Origin of the sequence: Terrabacter sp. 2YAF2, assembly GCF_052114705.1 — a bacterium.
Taxonomy (GTDB): domain Bacteria; phylum Actinomycetota; class Actinomycetes; order Actinomycetales; family Dermatophilaceae; genus Terrabacter.
This window is the reverse complement of the sequence record NZ_JBFRFG010000006.1, coordinates 109,056-125,651: the sequence shown is the minus strand read 5'-3', so window position 1 is coordinate 125,651 and position 16,596 is coordinate 109,056. Positions and strand designations below refer to the sequence as shown.

Genomic DNA, 16,596 nt, shown 5'->3' with positions numbered 1-16,596 from the left:
TCCTTGTCTGAGCTCAGGCGGCGGGGACCTTCCCCGCCATCGACATCTGCGCGGGCAGGCCGAGAGGTCGTCCGGGGAGCAGGAGGTTCCAGTAGATGTGGCGGAACGCGAGCTTGCCGAGGTGGTTCGCGCGCGACTCCTTGAGCAGGGTCATCGGGCCGAGGTGCGGCAGCGGGAACGTGCCGGTCAGGGGCTCGGTGTCGTAGTTGAAGTCGAGCAGCATCGCCTTGCCACCACCGGACTCGACGAAGCAGTTGGCGTGCCCGTCGAAGGAGTGGGTCATCTGCTCGCCACGGGCGTACTCGAGGAAGTTGTCCACGAACACCTCGACCGAGAAGTGCGCCACGGAACCGGCCTTCGAGGTCGGGATGTTGCTCGCGTCACCGAGGACGAAGATGGACGGGTGCTCGGTCGAGAGCATCGTGTGCTTGTCCACCGGGACGTAGTTCAGCTCGTCGCCGAGACCCGAACGAGCGACGAAGTCGGCGCCCATGTTGAGCGGGATCGTGACGAGCTGGTCGTAGGCGACCTCGCGCTCGTCGTAGGAGACGAGGACGCGCCGCTCCTGGTCGACGTGCTCGACCATGAAGTCGGTCTCGACCGTGATGCCCTTGTCGGCGAGCAGGTGGCCGAGCTCGCGGCTGGCCACGGGCTTGGTGAAGGCGCCGTCCAGCGGCGTGACGAAGACGATCTCGGTGCGGTCACGCAGCCCCCGGCGGCGCAGGTGGTCGTCGGCGAGGAACGTGAACTCCAGTGGCGCCACGGGGCACTTGATCGGCATCTCCGTGACGTGGACGACGAGACGGCCACCGGAGAAGGCGTCGAGCGACTCGCGGAGCGCCATCGCGCCCTCGTAGGTGTAGAACTCGCCGACGCTGCGGTGCCATTCCGGTCCGAGCATGCCAGGCGTCTGGTCGGGCCGGGGCGTGGTACCGGACGCGATGACGAGCTCGTCGTAGCCCAGGGTCCGCCCGTCGACGAGAGAGACCTCACGGGCCCGGGGGTCGACAAGGTCGACGTCACCGAGGACGAGCTCGACGCCGTCGGTGATGAGGGCATGGCGGCTGCGTCTGACCTGTTCGGGCTCGATGAGTCCGAAGGGCAGGAAGAGGTAGCCGGGCTGGTAGTCGTGGATGTCGTCCTTGTCGACGACGGTGATGCGCCACTCGCTGGTGGGGAGGCGGTGCCTCAGCTTGTTCGCGACCATGGTGCCGGCCGTGCCCGCTCCCAGCACCACGAGGGACCTCATGGTGGTGGTCATGCTTCGACGGTACCCCCATGGGTATCTGGGGCGCTGTGAGCGACGAGACACCTCAGCTGTGACCTGTGAGACAAAGGCTTGCCTCACAGGGGCATCCGGCCCATCTGGGCGTCAGGCGGCCTTGAGCCACCGACCGAAGAGCCTCGTCACGAAAGGCAGCAGGACGTACGTCATCCACGGCGTCGCGAGAAGGGTCGTCACGAGGACGCGGACCACCACCGGCCAGCCCGCGCTGAACGGCGACAGCAGGTAGGTCAGGGTGAGGCTCGTCGGGAAGAAGGCGATCCAGATCACGCTGGCCTGCTTCCAGCGGGGTGGCGCCGGCTGCACGGGCGGGGCCTGCTCGTACACCGACGAAGACGTCGGCTCGTCGAACCAGCCCTCGATGCCGGTGCGGTACTCCGTGCGACGGTGCTCGACCAGGTCGGCTGCCGAGCGCAGCCAGCGGATCCGCTCGGGCGAGCGCTCCCAGGCGTCGAGGTGCCCACGCGAGTCGAAGCGGTAGAGCATGTGCCAGTCCTCGCTGCCGGAGCGCACCCAGCCGGCACCGAGGAAGCCCTCGAACCGCTCCGCCATCGACGTGCCGGCATGCACCCATGCCTGCATGAGCACCTCGTCCTCCGCCGCCACCCGCCGGGTGATCGAGACGGTCAGCGGGCCGTTGTCCGCGGCCGCGGCGCCGGTGTGGGTGCCGGCATGGATGTCGGTGTGGGCGCTCATGGTGCTCCTCCTGGGGGACGCGTCCCGCGACGGGCCGGCGAGGGCCCCGGGACGCAACGATGCCGGCCGCCCCGAGGGGGGCGACCGGCATACGTCGTCGTGATGCGCGGGTTCTGCGCTACGCGTGGTGCGGTGACACGAGGGAGGTCAGGACCTCACTGGCCGACGCGGAAGCGCGCGAAGGACGTCGCCGTGGCGCCGCCCTCCTCGAGCACCTTGCCGACGGTCTTCTTGGCGTCCTTGGCGAAGGCCTGCTCGAGCAGGACGTTCTCCTTGAAGAAGCCGTTGACGCGACCCTCGATGATGCGGGGAAGGGCGGCCTCCGGCTTGCCCTCCTCCTTGGCCGTGGCCTCGGCGACGCGACGCTCGTTCTCGACCGTCTCGGCCGGGACCTCGTCACGCGTCAGCACGGTCGGGCTGAACGCCGCGATGTGCATCGCGACGTCGCGGCCCACGGCCTCGTCGCCACCCTCGAGCGCGACGAGGACACCGATCTGCGCAGGCAGGTCGGGGCTCGTCTTGTGGAGGTAGGACACGACCTTGTCGCCCTCGAGGCGCGCCACGCGACGGACCTCGATCTTCTCGCCGATGGTGGCGTTGGCCTCGTCGAGCAGCTCCTTGACGGACTTGCCGTCCTCGAGCGTGCTCGCAAGGAGCGAGTCCGCGTCGGTCGCGCCGGCGGCGACGGCCTGCGTGAGGACCTGGTCGGCGAGGGCGATGAACTTCTCGCCCTTGGCGACGAAGTCGGTCTCGCAGTTGACCTCGACGAGGGTGCCGACGCCGTCGGTGGCCGAGGCCGCCACGAGACCGTTGGAGGCCGAGCGGCCCTCACGCTTCGTGACGCCCTTGAGGCCCTTGACGCGAAGGATCTCGACGGCCTTGGCGCGGTCGCCGTCGGCCTCGTCGAGCGCCTTCTTGACGTCCATCATGCCGGCGCCCGTCTGCTCGCGCAGCGCCTTGATGTCAGCGGCGGTGTAGTTCGCCATGCTCTGTATCGCTCTTTTCGTCAGTGGAGATTGACTCGTGTGTCAGCTGGGTCGGGCTGGTGCGAGAGACCGTCAGGCCTTCTCAGCACCGGCCGTCGCGTCAGCGGCCGGGGCCTCAGCGGGGGCATCGACCGCGATCTCGGCGGCAACCTCGGGGGCCGGCGTCTCGACGGGGGTCTCGACCGGCGCCTCGGCAGCGGCCTCGGCGGCGTCGATCTCGGCGGCACCGGCCGGCGCCTGCGTCGTGGCGGCCGCGGCGTCGGCGTAGAGCTCGCGCTCCCACTCGGCCAGGGGCTCCTCGGCCTGCGCGTCGCCACCGGACTTGCCGGACGAGCGCTGGACGAGACCCTCGGCGACGGCGTCGGCGATGACCCGCGTCAGCAGCGTGACGGAACGGATCGCGTCGTCGTTACCGGGGATCTTGTAGTCGACCTCGTCGGGGTCGCAGTTCGTGTCGAGGATCGCGATGACCGGCAGGCCGAGCTTGCGGGCCTCGTCGACGGCGAGGTGCTCCTTCTTCGTGTCGACGATCCACACGGCCGAGGGGACCTTGGCCATCGTGCGGATGCCGCCCAGGGTGCGCTCGAGCTTGATCATCTCGCGCTTGAGGATGAGCAGCTCCTTCTTCGTGTAGCCCGAACCGGCCACGTCGTCGAAGTTCAGCTCCTCGAGCTCCTTGAGGCGCGTCAGGCGCTTGGAGATCGTCTGGAAGTTGGTGAGCATGCCACCGAGCCAGCGGTGGTTGACGTAGGGCATGCCGACGCGCGTCGCCTGCTCGGCGATGGGCTCCTGGGCCTGCTTCTTCGTGCCGACGAAGAGGATGCTGCCGCCGTGGGCGACGGTCTCCTTGACGAACTCGTACGCGTTGTTGATGTACGTCAGCGACTGCTGCAGGTCGATGATGTAGATGCCATTGCGCTCGGTCATGATGAAGCGCTTCATCTTGGGGTTCCAGCGACGGGTCTGGTGCCCGAAGTGGACGCCGCTCTCGAGGAGCTGGCGCATGGTGACGACGGCCATGCCGTGTTCTCCCTTGTGTCGTGTTGTCAGTTGTGCGTGGGGCGTGGACGCTCGGGAGCTCACGTGGAGCACGTGAGCCGACGGGCGGCATACGACCTCACTCCTGGCGCCTGACCCACCCCGCCCCGCCGCATGCGGTGGGGACTGCCGTGGTGTGACCCGGTCCGACGGACCGGCAGAAGACGCGCGAATTTGCGGTCCGTGTGACGAGCACACGGGACCGCAGGCCATCGTACGTCCTGACCCGGGTGGTGGAGAAATCGTCGTGACCCGACACAATGACCCGCATGGCGCAGTGGGTGGAGACGGTCCCGACCTTCGGGGTCCTCCTGCTCGTGCTCTTCCTGCCGGGCTGGCTCGTCGTGCGCGCCTTCGGCACGCGCGGCCTCGAGGCGCTCGCCGTCTCCCCTGCCGTGTCGACGGGGCTCGTGGCCGGCTACGCGACGCTCGCCGCACGGCTCGGCGTGCGCTGGGGACTGCTCCCGCTCGTCGTCGTGACGGCGGGGACGGTCGCCGCCGCGTGGCTCGGGATGCGAGTGTTCGGCCACCACGACGCCGAGCTGCGCCCGGCACGTCGTCTGCTCGGTCGACCACGTCCCGACGCGGTCATCGCGGTCGCCATCGGGATCGTGCTGGCGCTGGCGACGATCCTGCCCGCGATCGGCCGCCCGGACGAGCTCGTCGACTCGCCAGACGTCGTCTTCCACCTCAGCCGCATCAAGACCTTCCTCGCCAGCGGCGACTTCTCCATCGGCAACCCGACGCTCTATCCCACCGGCTTCCACTCCTGGGTCGCGACGAGCCTGCTGCCCGGCTGGGCCGACGTGCTACCGGGGACCAATGTCGCGACCGTCGTGCTCGCCGCCGTCGTGTGGCCGATCGGCTGCGTGGCGCTCGTGCGCCACGCGCTCGGCACCTCGCGCCTCGTCACGTATGCCGGGGGGTTCGCCTCCGCGGCCTTCATCTCCTTCCCGACGCTCCTGCTCGGCTGGGGCGTGCTGTGGCCCAACCTCATGGCGACGGCCCTGACCCCGGGAGCGCTCGCCCTCATGCTCCAGGCCGCCCGCTCCGGGCGCGTCGCGCAGTGGCTCGGCTTCGCGGTGGCGATGCTCGGCCTGGCCCTCATCCAGCCCAACGCCCTCGTCGCGCTCGTCCTCTTCGCCCTCGTCTGGTTCGTCACGGCCCGCGTGCGGGCGGGCCTGCTGCGACACGTGTCCTGGTGGACCGTCGCGAGGGACCTGGCGATCGTCGTCGTCGTCGGCGCCGCCGCCCTCGTCGCCGCCCCGTCCGTGTCGAGCCTGCTGGCCTCGACCCAGTCCTACGAGTGGAAGGACCGGGTCTCCGTCTGGACGGCGCTCGTCGAGGTCGTCGGGGGCCAGCTCCAGATCTCGCAGGTGCTGTGGGGCCTCGTCGTGCTCATCGCCCTCGGCATCGGCTGGATCGTGCTGCGCGCACGCGCCGCCCTGCCCGTGGTCGCGATGTGGGTGGCCTGCGTCGCGCTCTACGCCCTCGCGGCCTCCTCGACGAGCTCGTGGACCTCGCTCGTCACGGGCTACTGGTACAACGACAAGGTGCGCCTGGCCTCCCTCGCGGCCGTGCCCGGCGTCGTCCTCGTCGCGGCGTCCGCGCCCGCGGTGCGCGCGCTGCTGCGCAAGGTACCGCTGGTGGGCGCTCGGCCCGTCGTGACCGCCCTCCTGGCGGTGCTCGTCATCCCGCTGCTCACGCTCGGAGTCAACGGCGGCACCCGCAACACCGTGCTCGCCGGCTTCTTCCGACCGGCCGACCCCGACAAGGTGATCCTCTCCTTCGAGGCGCAGGACTCGCTGCGCCGGCTCGCCGCCCTCGTCCCGGCCGGTCAGGGAGTGGTCGGTCGACCGGAGAACGGCTCCCCGCTCATGTGGGCGCTCTTCGGCACGAACACGCTCTACCGCACCATCCCGATCCCCGCCGCGGGCGACGGGATCGTCATCGGGACGGGGTTCGACGACATGGCACACCGGCCTGACGTGTGCGCTGCGATGGCTCGGCACGACGTCCGGTGGGCGATCGACTCGCCCCACGTCTACTGGCTCGACGTGCCCGAGCGCTCCTCGGGGCTGAAGAACCTCGCGAAGGTCGACGGCGTCGAGCCGGTTCGGACCGACGGCGACTACACGCTCTACCGGGTCACCGGCTGCGGACTGGGTGGCGCCCCCTCGTCCTGAGCGACGAGGCGGGCCACGCTGCGGATGTCGCGGCCGTGGCTACGCTCGGGCCATGAGCTCGCCGTTGATCTCGCGCATGCAGCCGTTCGGAACCACGATCTTCGCCGAGATGTCGGCGCTCGCGACCCGGACCGGCGCCATCAACCTCGGCCAGGGATTCCCTGACACCGACGGGCCCCGCGAGATGCTCGAGGCGGCGAAGGCCGCCATCGACTCGGGTCGCAACCAGTACCCACCCGGCCCCGGCGTGCCCGAGCTGCTCGAAGCGGTGGCCGCGCACCAGCAGCGCTTCTACGGCCTCACCCTCGACCCCGGGTCACAGGTCCTCGTCACCGCGGGGGCCACCGAGGCGATCGCGGCGGTGGTCCTCGCGCTGTGCGAGCCCGGCGACGAGGTGGTGACCTTCGAGCCCTACTACGACTCGTATGCCGCCACGATCGCCCTCGCCGGCGCGACCCGCCGCACGTCGGTCCTGAGGTTCCCCGACTTCGCGGTCGACGAGGCGTCGCTGCGGGCGGCCTTCTCGCCGCGCACGCGCCTCGTCCTGCTCAACACGCCGCACAACCCGACGGGGAAGGTCTTCACGCGGGCCGAGCTGGAGCTTGTCGCCGACCTGGCGCGGGAGCACGACGCGTGGGTCGTCACCGACGAGGTCTACGAGCACCTCGTCTTCGACGACGCCCGGCACGTGCCGATGGCGACGCTGCCGGGCATGTTCGACCGCACCATCACGATCAGCTCGGCGGGCAAGACGTTCTCGGCCACGGGCTGGAAGGTCGGTTGGCTCTCGGGTCCGGCCGAGCCGGTCACAGCCGCGCGCACCGTCAAGCAGTTCCTCACCTACGTCGCGTCGGGGCCCTTCCAGCCGGCCGTCGCGCTGGCTCTCGGGCTCGGCGACGAGGTGTATGCCGGGATCCGCGCCTCGCTGCAGGCCAAGCGCGACCTGCTGTGCACGGCCCTCGAGGCGTCGGGCCTGCAGGTGGCCCGCCCGTCGGGCACGTACTTCGTCATCGCCGACGCCGCACCCCTCGGGGCCGTCGACGGGCTCGAGTTCGCGCGGCGGCTGCCGGACATCGCCGGCGTGGTGGGGGTACCGGTCTCGGTCTTCCACGACGACGAGGCTGCGGCACCCACGTTGGTCCGGTTCGCCTTCTGCAAGAGGGACGAGGTCCTGCTCGAGGCCAGCCACCGCCTCGCCGCTGCAGGCAGGCCGCCCCACGTCTCCGCCGGGTGAACCCCACCGCCACCCGAGTGGCCGCCCGGCCCCACTCGGGGCCACGCCGCAACACCACCACCACGTGACGGTCGTCGTCCACACCCCCGCAGGCAGACGCGCGCCCGTCCACAGGTGACCCGCCCTGACGCGCAGCACCATCAGGCTCGACCAGCATGGCGGCATGTCGATCGGGTCAGCACTGCTGGGCGCCGTCCTTGCCACCGTCTCCCTGACGAGTGCGAGCGCCGTCGCGTCCACGTCCGCGGGTCCTGGCCCTGCCAGTGACCGTCGGGTCGCCCCCGCGCCACCGGCTGGCCGGTGGTCATGGCCCCTCGACCCGGAGCCCGAGGTCGCGCGCCGGTTCGACCCGCCCGCCCGGGCGTGGACGTCCGGCCACCGCGGAGTGGATCTGGCCGCGTCGGTCGGGCAGCTTGTCCTGGCACCGACCGACGGACGGGTCTCGTGGACGGGGGTCATCGCGGGGCGAGCCGTGGTCGTCGTCCTGCACGACGGGGGTCTGAGAAGCACTTTCGAACCCGTCGCCGCAGCCCGGCCCGTCGGCACGTTCGTCACACGAGGAGACGCCATCGGACAGGTGACGTCGACACCCGGCCACTGCGCTCCCCGAACCTGCTTGCACTGGGGCGTGCTGCGGGGCGAGACCTACCTCGACCCGCTGACCTTCGTGGGTCGATCGCGGGTCATCCTCCTCCCGCTCCCGTGAGACCGCGGCGGGTCGGCGCTCAGGCTCGGGGATGCGCCTGCTCGTAGCTGCGGCGCAGGCGGTCGACGGACACGTGCGTGTAGATCTGGGTCGTCGCGAGACTGGCGTGGCCGAGGATCTCCTGGACCATGCGAAGGTCCGCACCTCCCTCGAGCAGGTGGGTGGCCGCACTGTGCCGCAGGCCGTGCGGACCGAGGTCAGGAGCGTCGGGGAGGTGCGAGAGCAGCTCGTGCACGACGGACCGCACCTGCCGCGCGTCCACGCGGCGACCACGCCGTCCGAGGAAGAGCGCCGGGCCGGAGTGCTCGCCGACGAGTCGCGGCCGGACAGCGAGCCAGGCCTCGATGGCGCGCGCCGCCGGCGCACCGAAGGGCACGATCCGCTCCTTGGCCCCCTTGCCCATCACGCGCACCACGCCCTGCGCCAGGTCCACGTCGTCGATGTCCAGCGCCGCGAGCTCGCCCACGCGGATGCCACTGGCATAGAGCAGCTCGAGCATCGCGCGGTCGCGGACATGGATCGGGTCCTCGTCGTCGGCGCGGGTGGCGGCGAGGTCGAGCATCTCGGTCGCCTCCCCCTGGCGCAGCACCCCCGGGAGGCTGGCGAGTCGCTTCGGTGCCACCAGGCGGAGGGACGGATCGGTCGGGATGCGCCCGGTGTGCTCGGCCCAGCGCAGGAAGGTCCGGGCCGAGGCCGCCCGGCGAGCGATCGTCGCCCGGGCCGCACCGGCGTCGGCCTGGACGCCCAGCCACGCCCGGAGGTCACCGATGCGCAGGTCGGCGATCTCGCCGATGCCGCGGTCCACCGCGAAGGTCAGCAGGTGGCGGACGTCCCCGAGGTAGGCACGGCGGGTGTGGTCCGATCTGCCACGCTCGGCGCCGAGGTGGCGGGAGTACGCATGGAGCAGCTCGGCATACCGCTCGGGCACCGCCCGATCGGTCGGTCGTCCGGCCTGCGCCACATCCGTCACTCCCGCACCATCGCAAAGCGCCCCACGCTTGGCAAGCCCCCTCCCCCGGATGTCCCTTCAGCCGAGTGGGAGCTGATGGCGTCGGGGCCGTTTGCGCCACGTGCCCGCGGACTCGGTGACGAGGCCGAGCCGCTCGAGGCGTCCCAGCGCCGCCCGGACCAGGAGCGGCGCCTGCGCCACCTGACGGACGATCACGTCCAGGGTGAGCCCGGAGCGGAACGGCACGACCTCGAGGACTGACGCGTCGAGCGGCGGTAGGTCGTCCTCGGGGAGCACGGGGCCTCGGCCCGGCTCGCACGCGTCGTCGCCGAGGTCGCCCACGAGATCGACGACCTCTTCGGCACTCGTGACGAGGACCGCCCGCGCGTCACGGATCTCCTGGTGGCAGCCGGACGAGGTCATCGACGTGACCGGGCCGGGAACGGCCCCGACCGGTCGTCCGGCCTCGATCGCGTGTTTGACGGTGTTGCGTGAGCCGGATCGCAGGTCGGCCTCGACGACGACCGTGCCGCGGGTCATCCCGGCGATGAGGCGGTTGCGCGCCAGGAACCTCGACTTCATCGGGGCCGAGCCGGGAGCCACCTCCGACACCACGAGCCCGTCACGCGCGATCCGTGAGATGAGGGTGGCGTGCCCCGAGGGATAGGGCCGCTCCACCCCGCCCGCCAGCACCGCGACCGTGGCACCGTCGACGGCCAGGGCGCCTCGATGGGCACTGCCGTCGATGCCGAAGGCCGCCCCCGACACGACGGCCCACCCCCGCTGGCACAGTCCGGCGGCGATGTCGGCGGCCACCTGCTCGCCGTACGCCGTGGCGGAGCGTGAGCCGACGACCGCCACGGATCGTTCGACGGTCTCGGCGAGGTCGAGCGGACCGCGCACCCAGAGGCAGTAGGGCGGGACGGCCACCTGTCCGAGCCGTTCGGGCCACTCGTCGTCGCCGGGGACGACGACCCGGGCCCCGACCTTCGCCGCGATGTCGAGGTCGCGGTCGGTGTCGAGCACCGCGAGCCTCGCGGCGAAGCGTGCCATGGTGCCGCGCCCGGCGCGGATGCGCTCGACGGTCTCGACGGCACCCAGCTGCTCGACCAGACCGGGCACCTCCTTGTCGCACGGCTCCGCGAGTCGCGACAGCGATGCCCGCGCGAACCGGTCAGCGTCCACCGTCCACCCCCTGCAGGACGTTCGTGGGACCACCGTCGGCCACGGGCCCGGGCCGTCGTCGGGTGCTCATGCGGCCACCCCGGCCCGGTGTCGCAGCGACATGGCCAGGTCGACCTGGTCTCGTCCGGGACGTTGGAGCCCCAGGACGTCGGCGATGGTCCACGCGCACCGCAACGTGCGGTCGTAGCCGCGCAGGCTGAGGGCCCCACTCTCGAGCGCACGGTCGAGCGTGGTCGTGGCGCTGCTCGGCAGCCGCCACGGGCGAGCCCGCAGCACCGAACCGGGCACGTCCGCGTTCACCCCTCCCCGCCGCTCCAGCGCCTCGCGCCACCGCTCCCCCTGCGCGGTGCGGGCGGCGGCCACCCGCGCGGCCACCGAGGCTGTGGGCTCCCCCGGCGCCGCGCCCGCCAGCGAGAGCCCCRGAGGCTGCACGTGGACCTGCAGGTCGACGCGGTCGAGCAACGGGCCGCTCAGCTTGCCGAAGTAGGCGCGACGCATGAGCGGGGTGCACGTGCAGTCGAGGCCCTTGCCCCACCCGTGGCCGCACGGGCACGGGTTGGCCGCCATGACGAGCTGGAAGCGAGCCGGGAAGGTGACCGTCTCCTGAGCCCGGGCGATCGAGACCGACCCGCTCTCGAGCGGCGTGCGCAGCGCCTGGAGAACGCCCTTGTCGAACTCCGGCGTCTCGTCGAGGAAGAGGACCCCGTGATGGGCCTGGGTGATCGCACCGGGGCGGATGCGCCCGCTGCCGCCGCCGATGACCGCGGCCTGCGACGCGCCGTGGTGAGGAGCGACGAAGGGAGGCCGGGTGATGAGCCGCGCATCCTGCCCGGGCCCGAGCGCTCCGAGCACCGAGTGGATCGCCGTGACCTCCATCGACTCGGCCTCACCGAGCGCCGGCAGCAGTCCGGGCAGCCGCTCGGCCAGCATCGTCTTGCCGGCGCCCGGCGGACCCGCGAGCAGCAGGTGGTGACCTCCGGCAGCCGAGATCTCGAGCGCGAGCTTGGCGTCCGACTGGCCGACGACCTCGCTCAGGTCGCGCACCGGCTCCGGTGGCGGTGGGGCGACCAGGGGCACCGGCACCTCCGCCACGCCACGTCCCTTCCCGAGGGCGGCGTAGCGCCGGACGAGCTCCGTGACGTCGGCCACCGGGTGCACCCGCACGCCGGACACGAGGCGGGCCTCCCCCGCGTTGGCGACCGGTACCACGACATGTCGCACCCCCACGAGGGACGCCGCTCGCACGAGCGGCAGCACCCCTGGCACCGGACGCACGGTGCCGTCGAGACCGACCTCGCCGATGTGGACGACGTCGCGCACGACGCCGACCGGCACGAGATCCATGGCGGCGGCGACGGCGATGAAGATGCCGAGGTCGAAGCCGGTGCCGACCTTGCGCTCCCCCGCCGGGGACAGGTTGACGGTGACGCGGCGCTGGCTCACCGGCATCTTCTCGATGAGCGCGGCTGCGGCCTTGATGCGGTCGGAGGACTGCTTGACGGCCGAGTCGCCCAGGCCGCTGATCGCGAAGCCCGGCAACCCTGGGGTCACGTGCGCCTCGACGTCGACGACGAACCCGTGCACCCCGCGCAGCCCGACCGACCTCGTGCGCCCGAGTCCCATCAGCACACCGCCCGTAGGTGCTCGAGGTGTGCCCGACCGGAGGGCGGGCGCAGGATGGAGATGACGTCGATCCGCAGGGCGAGACCGCGCGCGAGGTCGGCGTGGTCGTCGCGCCAGAGCCCGGCCAGCCGCCGCAGCCGGCGCTGCTTGCTCCGCGTCACCGCCTCGAAGGGTGCGCCGTAGGCCTCCGTCGTGCGGGTCTTGACCTCGCAGACGACGAGCTCACGGCCGTCGACCGCAACGACGTCGATCTCGCCCCGCACGCACCGCCAGTTGCGGTCGAGGATCGTCAGTCCCTGCGCGAGCAGGTAGCGGCAGGCGAGGCGTTCGCCGTAGTCGCCGAGGGCGCGGCTGGAGAGGTCCATGCCGACCACCCTCCCGGCGACCGCCCGGGGAGGACACCCGTCAGCGCCGGGCTGTGGACGGCATACGTCGTCGGCGAGGGGGTGTGGACAAAGGGACGTCAGCCGACCCGAGCCTCGTGGCGCGAGTCGCCGTGCGCGTCACCGCGTCAGGAGAAGTCGCCGCTCTCGGGGAGCTTGATGTCGGGCTTGGGCAGCTCCTCGACGTTGACGTCCTTGAACGTCACGACGCGGACGTTCTTGACGAAGCGCGCCGGGCGGTAGATGTCCCAGACCCACGCGTCGGCCATCGTCACGTCGAAGAAGACCTCGCCGCCGTCGCTGCGCACCTTCACGTCGACCGAGTTCGCGAGGTAGAAGCGTCGCTCCGTCTCGACGACGTGGGTGAAGAGGCCGACGACGTCGCGGTACTCCTTGTAGAGCTGGAGCTCCATCTCGGTCTCGTACTTCTCGAGATCTTCCGAACTCACCTGATCGCCGTCCCTGTCTGATCTGCCGTGGCGGGCTCCGGAGCGAACGTCTCCGTGCCCTCATTCAACACCTCGACAGGCTCCGTCGAGTACACGCCGGGCAGGCGCCACGAGCGTCGGTGCAGCTCGCACGGCCCGTGGCGCGCCAGGGCGTCCATGTGCTCGGGTGCGGAGTAGCCCTTGTTGAGCGACCAGCCGTATGCCGGGTGGTCGCTCGAGAGGGCCACCATCATCTGGTCCCGCTCCACCTTGGCCAGCACGCTCGCGGCGGCGACCGAGGAGCACTTGAGGTCGGCCTTGATCATGGTGGTGACCGGCGGGGTCGTCGGGCCCGAGGCGTCGGCGAACGCGAAGAGCCCCACCTCGATCGGTGCCGTGAGCCAGTCGTGGTTGCCGTCGAGGATGACGAGGTCGGGCACGACACCGAGTCCGCCGAGGGCGCGCAGGCCGGCGAGGCGCAGCGCCGCCATGATGCCGATCTCGTCGATCTCGTGGGGGCCCGCGTGGCCGACCGCGTGGGCGACGGCCCACCGTTCGATGCGCGGCACGAGCACCGTGCGGGCCCGCTCGGTGAGCAGCTTGGAGTCCTTGACCCCGATCGGTGCCGAGCGCACAGTCTCGTCGATGACGACGACACCGACACTGACGGGCCCCGCGAGCGCGCCCCGGCCGACCTCGTCCATGCCGGCGAGCAGACGGTGTCCGGAACGCTGCAGGGCGCGCTCGACCCGGAGCGACGGTTTCTTGGAGGGTGCAGGACGTGCCATGGTGCGGGGTGCGCCGATCAGCTGGCCGCGGCCTTCGTCGCCGACACGCTCGGCGTGGCGCCCTGGCTCGGGTTGACCGTGGACTTCGGCGCGGGCTTCGTCGACGGGGTGGTGGCCGTGGGGACCTGCGAGAAGGTGCGCTCCGGCACGCCGAGCCACGTCACGTGGTCGATCGGCCAGACGACGAAGAGGGCGCGGCCGACGACCTTGTCCATGGGCACCGAGCCCGTGGCCCCGGTCCCGTCGTCGTGCCAGCGGCTGTCGGACGAGTCGCTGCGGTGGTCGCCCATGACCCAGATGCGACCGGCGGGAACGGTGATGTCGAACTTCTTGCCCTCGCTGGGGAAGTCGCCCGGCTTGACGTAGGGCTCGGTGATCTCGACGCCGTTGACCTTGATCTTGCCGGTGTCACCGTTGGCCTGGACGTGGTCGCCGGGCAAGCCGATGACGCGCTTGATGAGGTGGTTCTCCGAGTCCTCGGGGAGCAGCCCCACGAAGACGAGCGCGTCGTGGAACGGCCCACCGACGGTGCTGTGCGTCTCGCTGAGTCCGCCGAGCCAGGGGCTCGGCACCCCCGGGTCCTCGAAGACGACGACGTCGCCACGCTTGAGGTCGAAGGGGCCCGGCGTCAGCTTGCTGACGATGACGCGGTCGTCCTTGACGAGGGTGTTCTCCATCGAGCCGGACGGGATGTAGAACGCCTGGAAGAGCCACGTCTTGACCACGAAGGAGAGCGCCATCGCGAGGACGACGACGATGACGAGCTCCTTGAGGCCGGCGAGGATCGTCGCCCCGAAGCTGCGAGGCTCGTCGTAGTCGTCGTCGAAGTCGTCGTCGAGGTCGTCGGTGTCGTCAGCAGTGCGCCCTCGGGTCGGGTCTTCGGGGCGTCCGGTGTACTGCGACATCACTCACCATTTCGTGGGACGGGGGCAATTGGTGCTGCGTCGACCGGTCCGAGCCGATCGAGCGGCCAGTATCGCACCCAAACCTTGCCGACCACGTCGTCACCCGGCACCATGCCGCCACCCGGGTCGCCGAGGTGGGCGCGTGAGTCGGCGGAGGAGCCCCGGTTGTCTCCCATGACCCAGAAGCGGTCCGCGGGCACCGTCACGTCGAAGGTCAGCTCGCTCGGTTTCTGGCCCGCCGCGATGTACGGCTCGGTGACGGCGACCCCGTTGATCTCCAGGCGTCCGTCGGGCGCGCAGCACCGCACGTGGTCGCCGGGCAGGCCGATGACCCGCTTGACGTAGTCCGTCGGCTGCCCCTGACCGGCCAGGCTCTGGACGGCGGCCACAAGCGTCTGGAGGACCCCCCGCTCGGGGGCTGGGACGTGGAAGGCCCGGGACGCGTCGAAGACGACGATGTCGCCGCGGTGCAGGTCCGCCGGGGAGGTCGTGCGGCTGACGAGGATGCGGTCGCCGACGAGCAGCGTGTCCTGCATCGACGCGCTGGGGATGCCGAACGGCGTCACGAGGAAGGCGCGGAGCAGCACGACCGCGAGCACCAGCAGCGCGGGCCCGAGCAGCCACCGGCGCCGGCGCGCGGCGGCATACGCCCGTGACCGCCCGGCGTGCGACGTCGGCGCCGCGGGTCCCCCCGGACGCGAGGAAGGCGCGGCCGACCCCGTTTCGGGGGGCGTCCCGGATGTCTTCCGGACGGCCCGCTCGGGGTCCACCGCGCCTCTCGTGCCTAGAAGGACGACCGCGTCAGCAGGTCGTCAGCTCTTCGCGCCGGTCTTGGCGGGGATGCTGTCGCGCTTCTCGCGGATCTTGGCGGCCTTGCCGCGCAGACCACGGAGGTAGTAGAGCTTCGCGCGACGGACGTCACCGCGGGTGACGACCTCGATCTTGTCGATGACCGGGGTGTGCACCGGGAAGGTGCGCTCGACGCCGACACCGAAGGAGATCTTGCGGACGGTGAAGGTCTCGCCGATGCCGCCACCGTGGCGACGGATGACGACGCCCTGGAACACCTGGACACGCGAGCGCGTGCCCTCGATGACCTTGACGTGGACCTTGAGGGTGTCGCCGGCGCGGAACTCGGGAACGTCCGAGCGCAGCGATGCGGCGTTGATCTCGTCAAACGTGTGCATGATGCTTCGCTTTCCTGGGTGCCACAGGCCACCTCGTCACAAAGGTCTGGACGCGTCCGTCGGGCCGCGTCGAGTCACCGGTGCTGCTCGGTGGTGCTGGGTGGTGCTGGGTGGTGCTGGGTGGTGACCCGACTCCCCCTGTGGCAGGGGCCGTCGTGTGCCGGACGCAAGGAGCAAGTCTGCCAGAGCACCCGGCATACCAGAAATCGGCGGTCGCGGCTCGGGGGCGCGGGTGCCCTAGCGTGGGCCCGTGAGCGTCTCCCCCGGCTGGCCCGTCTACCTCTGCCTCGTCATCCTCCTCGCCGTGACCGTGGTCGCCAACCGGGTCAGCGGCATCGGCCTCGAGCGGCAGTCAGCGGTCGCCGGCGCCCGGGCGGTCGTGCAGCTGTCGCTCGTTGCGCTCGTCATCACCGCCGTGGTCGGCTCGTTGTGGTGGTCGTTCCTCGCGGTGGGCGCGATGTTCGCCACCGCCGTCGCCACGACGTCCAAGCGGGTGGGCGCTCCCCGCACCTGGCCCTGGGCCGCCGCCGCGATGGCCTGCGGCATCGTGCCGGTGGTGGCCATCGTGCTGGCCACGGGGTCGGTGCCGCTGACCGGGATCGCGGTCATCCCCGTCGCGGGCATCGTCATCGGAAACACCATGACCGTGCACACGCTCGTCGGGCGGCGCACGTTCGCGGCCCTGCGCGAGGAGCACGGGCAGTACGAGGCGTCACTGTCGCTCGGGCTCACCTCGAGCCAGGCCATCGACGAGATCATCGCGAGACGGGTGCCCGAGGGGATCGTCCCGAGCCTCGACCAGGTGCGCACGTCCGGCATCGTCACGCTCCCGGGGGCCTTCATCGGCGTCATGCTCGGCGGGGGCAGCGCGGTCCAGGCCGCGACCGCCCAGGTGCTCGTCCTCTTCGCGATCATGGCGACGCAGTCGATCACCGCCGGGGTGCAGGCCGCGCTGATCCGCCGGCGCCTGCTGCTGCCGGACGACCTCGGGCTCGCCCTCGTGTCGTGACGGGCGCG

The 16,596-nt window shown here is 71.3% G+C and carries 17 protein-coding genes; 4 read left to right on the top strand and 13 right to left on the bottom strand.

The features are described from left to right. Positions 1 to 13 precede the first annotated feature (13 nt). The 4 genes from sqr to rpsB form a co-directional block, all read right to left on the bottom strand. Positions 14 to 1,261: a type III sulfide quinone reductase, selenoprotein subtype gene (sqr, locus tag AB4030_RS09365; protein ID WP_442278940.1), complete on the bottom strand. Its 1,248-nt coding sequence runs from the start codon at positions 1,259 to 1,261 to the stop codon at positions 14 to 16. Between the two features lie 111 nt (positions 1,262 to 1,372). Further along, on the bottom strand, positions 1,373 to 1,981 hold the full coding sequence (locus AB4030_RS09360; protein WP_442278939.1) for an antibiotic biosynthesis monooxygenase: 609 nt from the start codon (positions 1,979 to 1,981) through the stop codon (positions 1,373 to 1,375). A gap of 155 nt (positions 1,982 to 2,136) precedes the next feature. After that, the gene (tsf, locus tag AB4030_RS09355) at positions 2,137 to 2,967 is read right to left on the bottom strand and encodes a translation elongation factor Ts (RefSeq protein ID WP_442278938.1); all 831 of its coding nucleotides are present in this window, start codon (positions 2,965 to 2,967) and stop codon (positions 2,137 to 2,139) included. A gap of 72 nt (positions 2,968 to 3,039) precedes the next feature. Then, positions 3,040 to 3,987, bottom strand: a complete 948-nt coding sequence (gene rpsB / locus AB4030_RS09350) for a 30S ribosomal protein S2 (RefSeq protein WP_442278937.1) — start codon at positions 3,985 to 3,987, stop codon at positions 3,040 to 3,042. A 287-nt stretch (positions 3,988 to 4,274) separates the two neighbouring features. On the opposite strand from rpsB, the gene AB4030_RS09345 reads away from it, so the two are divergent. The 3 genes from AB4030_RS09345 (at position 4,275) to AB4030_RS09335 (ending at position 8,131) form a co-directional block, all read left to right on the top strand. Then, positions 4,275 to 6,191 carry a DUF6541 family protein gene (locus tag AB4030_RS09345; RefSeq protein ID WP_442278936.1) on the top strand — a complete coding sequence of 639 codons (1,917 nt, stop codon included), beginning with the start codon at positions 4,275 to 4,277 and terminating at the stop codon, positions 6,189 to 6,191. Positions 6,192 to 6,243: 52 nt separating this feature from the next. Then, complete coding sequence (locus AB4030_RS09340) at positions 6,244 to 7,425, top strand: pyridoxal phosphate-dependent aminotransferase (protein WP_442278935.1); 1,182 nt, start codon at positions 6,244 to 6,246, stop codon at positions 7,423 to 7,425. 163 nt (positions 7,426 to 7,588) lie between these two features. Then, positions 7,589 to 8,131, top strand: a complete 543-nt coding sequence (locus AB4030_RS09335) for a murein hydrolase activator EnvC family protein (protein WP_442278934.1) — start codon at positions 7,589 to 7,591, stop codon at positions 8,129 to 8,131. Positions 8,132 to 8,150: 19 nt separating this feature from the next. On the opposite strand, the gene AB4030_RS09330 is transcribed toward AB4030_RS09335, so the two are convergent. The 9 genes from AB4030_RS09330 to rplS all read right to left on the bottom strand — a co-directional run bounded on the left by AB4030_RS09330 (position 8,151) and on the right by rplS (position 15,579). Beyond that, positions 8,151 to 9,101, bottom strand: coding sequence for a tyrosine recombinase XerC (locus AB4030_RS09330; RefSeq protein WP_442278933.1), 951 nt, complete (start codon positions 9,099 to 9,101; stop codon positions 8,151 to 8,153). A 57-nt stretch (positions 9,102 to 9,158) separates the two neighbouring features. Next, the gene (gene dprA / locus AB4030_RS09325) at positions 9,159 to 10,265 is read right to left on the bottom strand and encodes a DNA-processing protein DprA (RefSeq protein ID WP_442278932.1); all 1,107 of its coding nucleotides are present in this window, start codon (positions 10,263 to 10,265) and stop codon (positions 9,159 to 9,161) included. Positions 10,266 to 10,331: 66 nt separating this feature from the next. Then, positions 10,332 to 11,888: a YifB family Mg chelatase-like AAA ATPase gene (locus tag AB4030_RS09320; RefSeq protein WP_442278931.1), complete on the bottom strand. Its 1,557-nt coding sequence runs from the start codon at positions 11,886 to 11,888 to the stop codon at positions 10,332 to 10,334. Further along, positions 11,888 to 12,253 carry a YraN family protein gene (locus AB4030_RS09315; RefSeq protein WP_442278930.1) on the bottom strand — a complete coding sequence of 122 codons (366 nt, stop codon included), beginning with the start codon at positions 12,251 to 12,253 and terminating at the stop codon, positions 11,888 to 11,890. Before AB4030_RS09315 ends, AB4030_RS09320 begins: the two co-directional genes overlap by 1 nt. Before the next feature lie 146 nt (positions 12,254 to 12,399). Beyond that, a complete protein-coding gene (locus AB4030_RS09310) occupies positions 12,400 to 12,720 on the bottom strand; it encodes a DUF2469 domain-containing protein (protein ID WP_030146655.1) in 321 nt (106 codons plus the stop codon). After that, a complete protein-coding gene (locus AB4030_RS09305) occupies positions 12,717 to 13,487 on the bottom strand; it encodes a ribonuclease HII (RefSeq protein WP_442278929.1) in 771 nt (256 codons plus the stop codon). Before AB4030_RS09305 ends, AB4030_RS09310 begins: the two co-directional genes overlap by 4 nt. A 17-nt stretch (positions 13,488 to 13,504) precedes the next feature. After that, positions 13,505 to 14,392, bottom strand: a complete 888-nt coding sequence (gene lepB / locus AB4030_RS09300) for a signal peptidase I (protein WP_442278928.1) — start codon at positions 14,390 to 14,392, stop codon at positions 13,505 to 13,507. Continuing rightward, positions 14,392 to 15,162: a signal peptidase I gene (gene lepB / locus AB4030_RS09295; protein WP_442278927.1), complete on the bottom strand. Its 771-nt coding sequence runs from the start codon at positions 15,160 to 15,162 to the stop codon at positions 14,392 to 14,394. The genes lepB (AB4030_RS09300) and lepB (AB4030_RS09295) overlap by 1 nt, the downstream gene beginning before the upstream one ends. 42 nt (positions 15,163 to 15,204) lie before the next feature. After that, complete coding sequence (rplS, locus tag AB4030_RS09290; RefSeq protein WP_026863786.1) at positions 15,205 to 15,579, bottom strand: 50S ribosomal protein L19; 375 nt, start codon at positions 15,577 to 15,579, stop codon at positions 15,205 to 15,207. Between the two features lie 250 nt (positions 15,580 to 15,829). Between rplS and AB4030_RS09285 the strand changes: the two genes are divergently transcribed. Further along, positions 15,830 to 16,588 carry an ABC transporter permease gene (locus AB4030_RS09285; protein WP_442278926.1) on the top strand — a complete coding sequence of 253 codons (759 nt, stop codon included), beginning with the start codon at positions 15,830 to 15,832 and terminating at the stop codon, positions 16,586 to 16,588. The last annotated feature ends 8 nt before the right edge of the window (positions 16,589 to 16,596 follow it).

What these genes read in the sequence shown, in the direction of transcription:
- sqr (WP_442278940.1), bottom strand. Translation starts at nt 1,261, where the DNA reads ATGACCACCACCATGAGGTCCCTCGTGGTGCTGGGAGCGGGCACGGCC.
- AB4030_RS09360 (WP_442278939.1), bottom strand. Translation starts at nt 1,981, where the DNA reads ATGAGCGCCCACACCGACATCCATGCCGGCACCCACACCGGCGCCGCG.
- tsf (WP_442278938.1), bottom strand. Translation starts at nt 2,967, where the DNA reads ATGGCGAACTACACCGCCGCTGACATCAAGGCGCTGCGCGAGCAGACG.
- rpsB (WP_442278937.1), bottom strand. Translation starts at nt 3,987, where the DNA reads ATGGCCGTCGTCACCATGCGCCAGCTCCTCGAGAGCGGCGTCCACTTC.
- AB4030_RS09345 (WP_442278936.1), top strand. Translation starts at nt 4,275, where the DNA reads ATGGCGCAGTGGGTGGAGACGGTCCCGACCTTCGGGGTCCTCCTGCTC.
- AB4030_RS09340 (WP_442278935.1), top strand. Translation starts at nt 6,244, where the DNA reads ATGAGCTCGCCGTTGATCTCGCGCATGCAGCCGTTCGGAACCACGATC.
- AB4030_RS09335 (WP_442278934.1), top strand. Translation starts at nt 7,589, where the DNA reads ATGTCGATCGGGTCAGCACTGCTGGGCGCCGTCCTTGCCACCGTCTCC.
- AB4030_RS09315 (WP_442278930.1), bottom strand. Translation starts at nt 12,253, where the DNA reads ATGGACCTCTCCAGCCGCGCCCTCGGCGACTACGGCGAACGCCTCGCC.
- AB4030_RS09305 (WP_442278929.1), bottom strand. Translation starts at nt 13,487, where the DNA reads ATGGCACGTCCTGCACCCTCCAAGAAACCGTCGCTCCGGGTCGAGCGC.
- lepB (WP_442278928.1), bottom strand. Translation starts at nt 14,392, where the DNA reads ATGTCGCAGTACACCGGACGCCCCGAAGACCCGACCCGAGGGCGCACT.
- rplS (WP_026863786.1), bottom strand. Translation starts at nt 15,579, where the DNA reads ATGCACACGTTTGACGAGATCAACGCCGCATCGCTGCGCTCGGACGTT.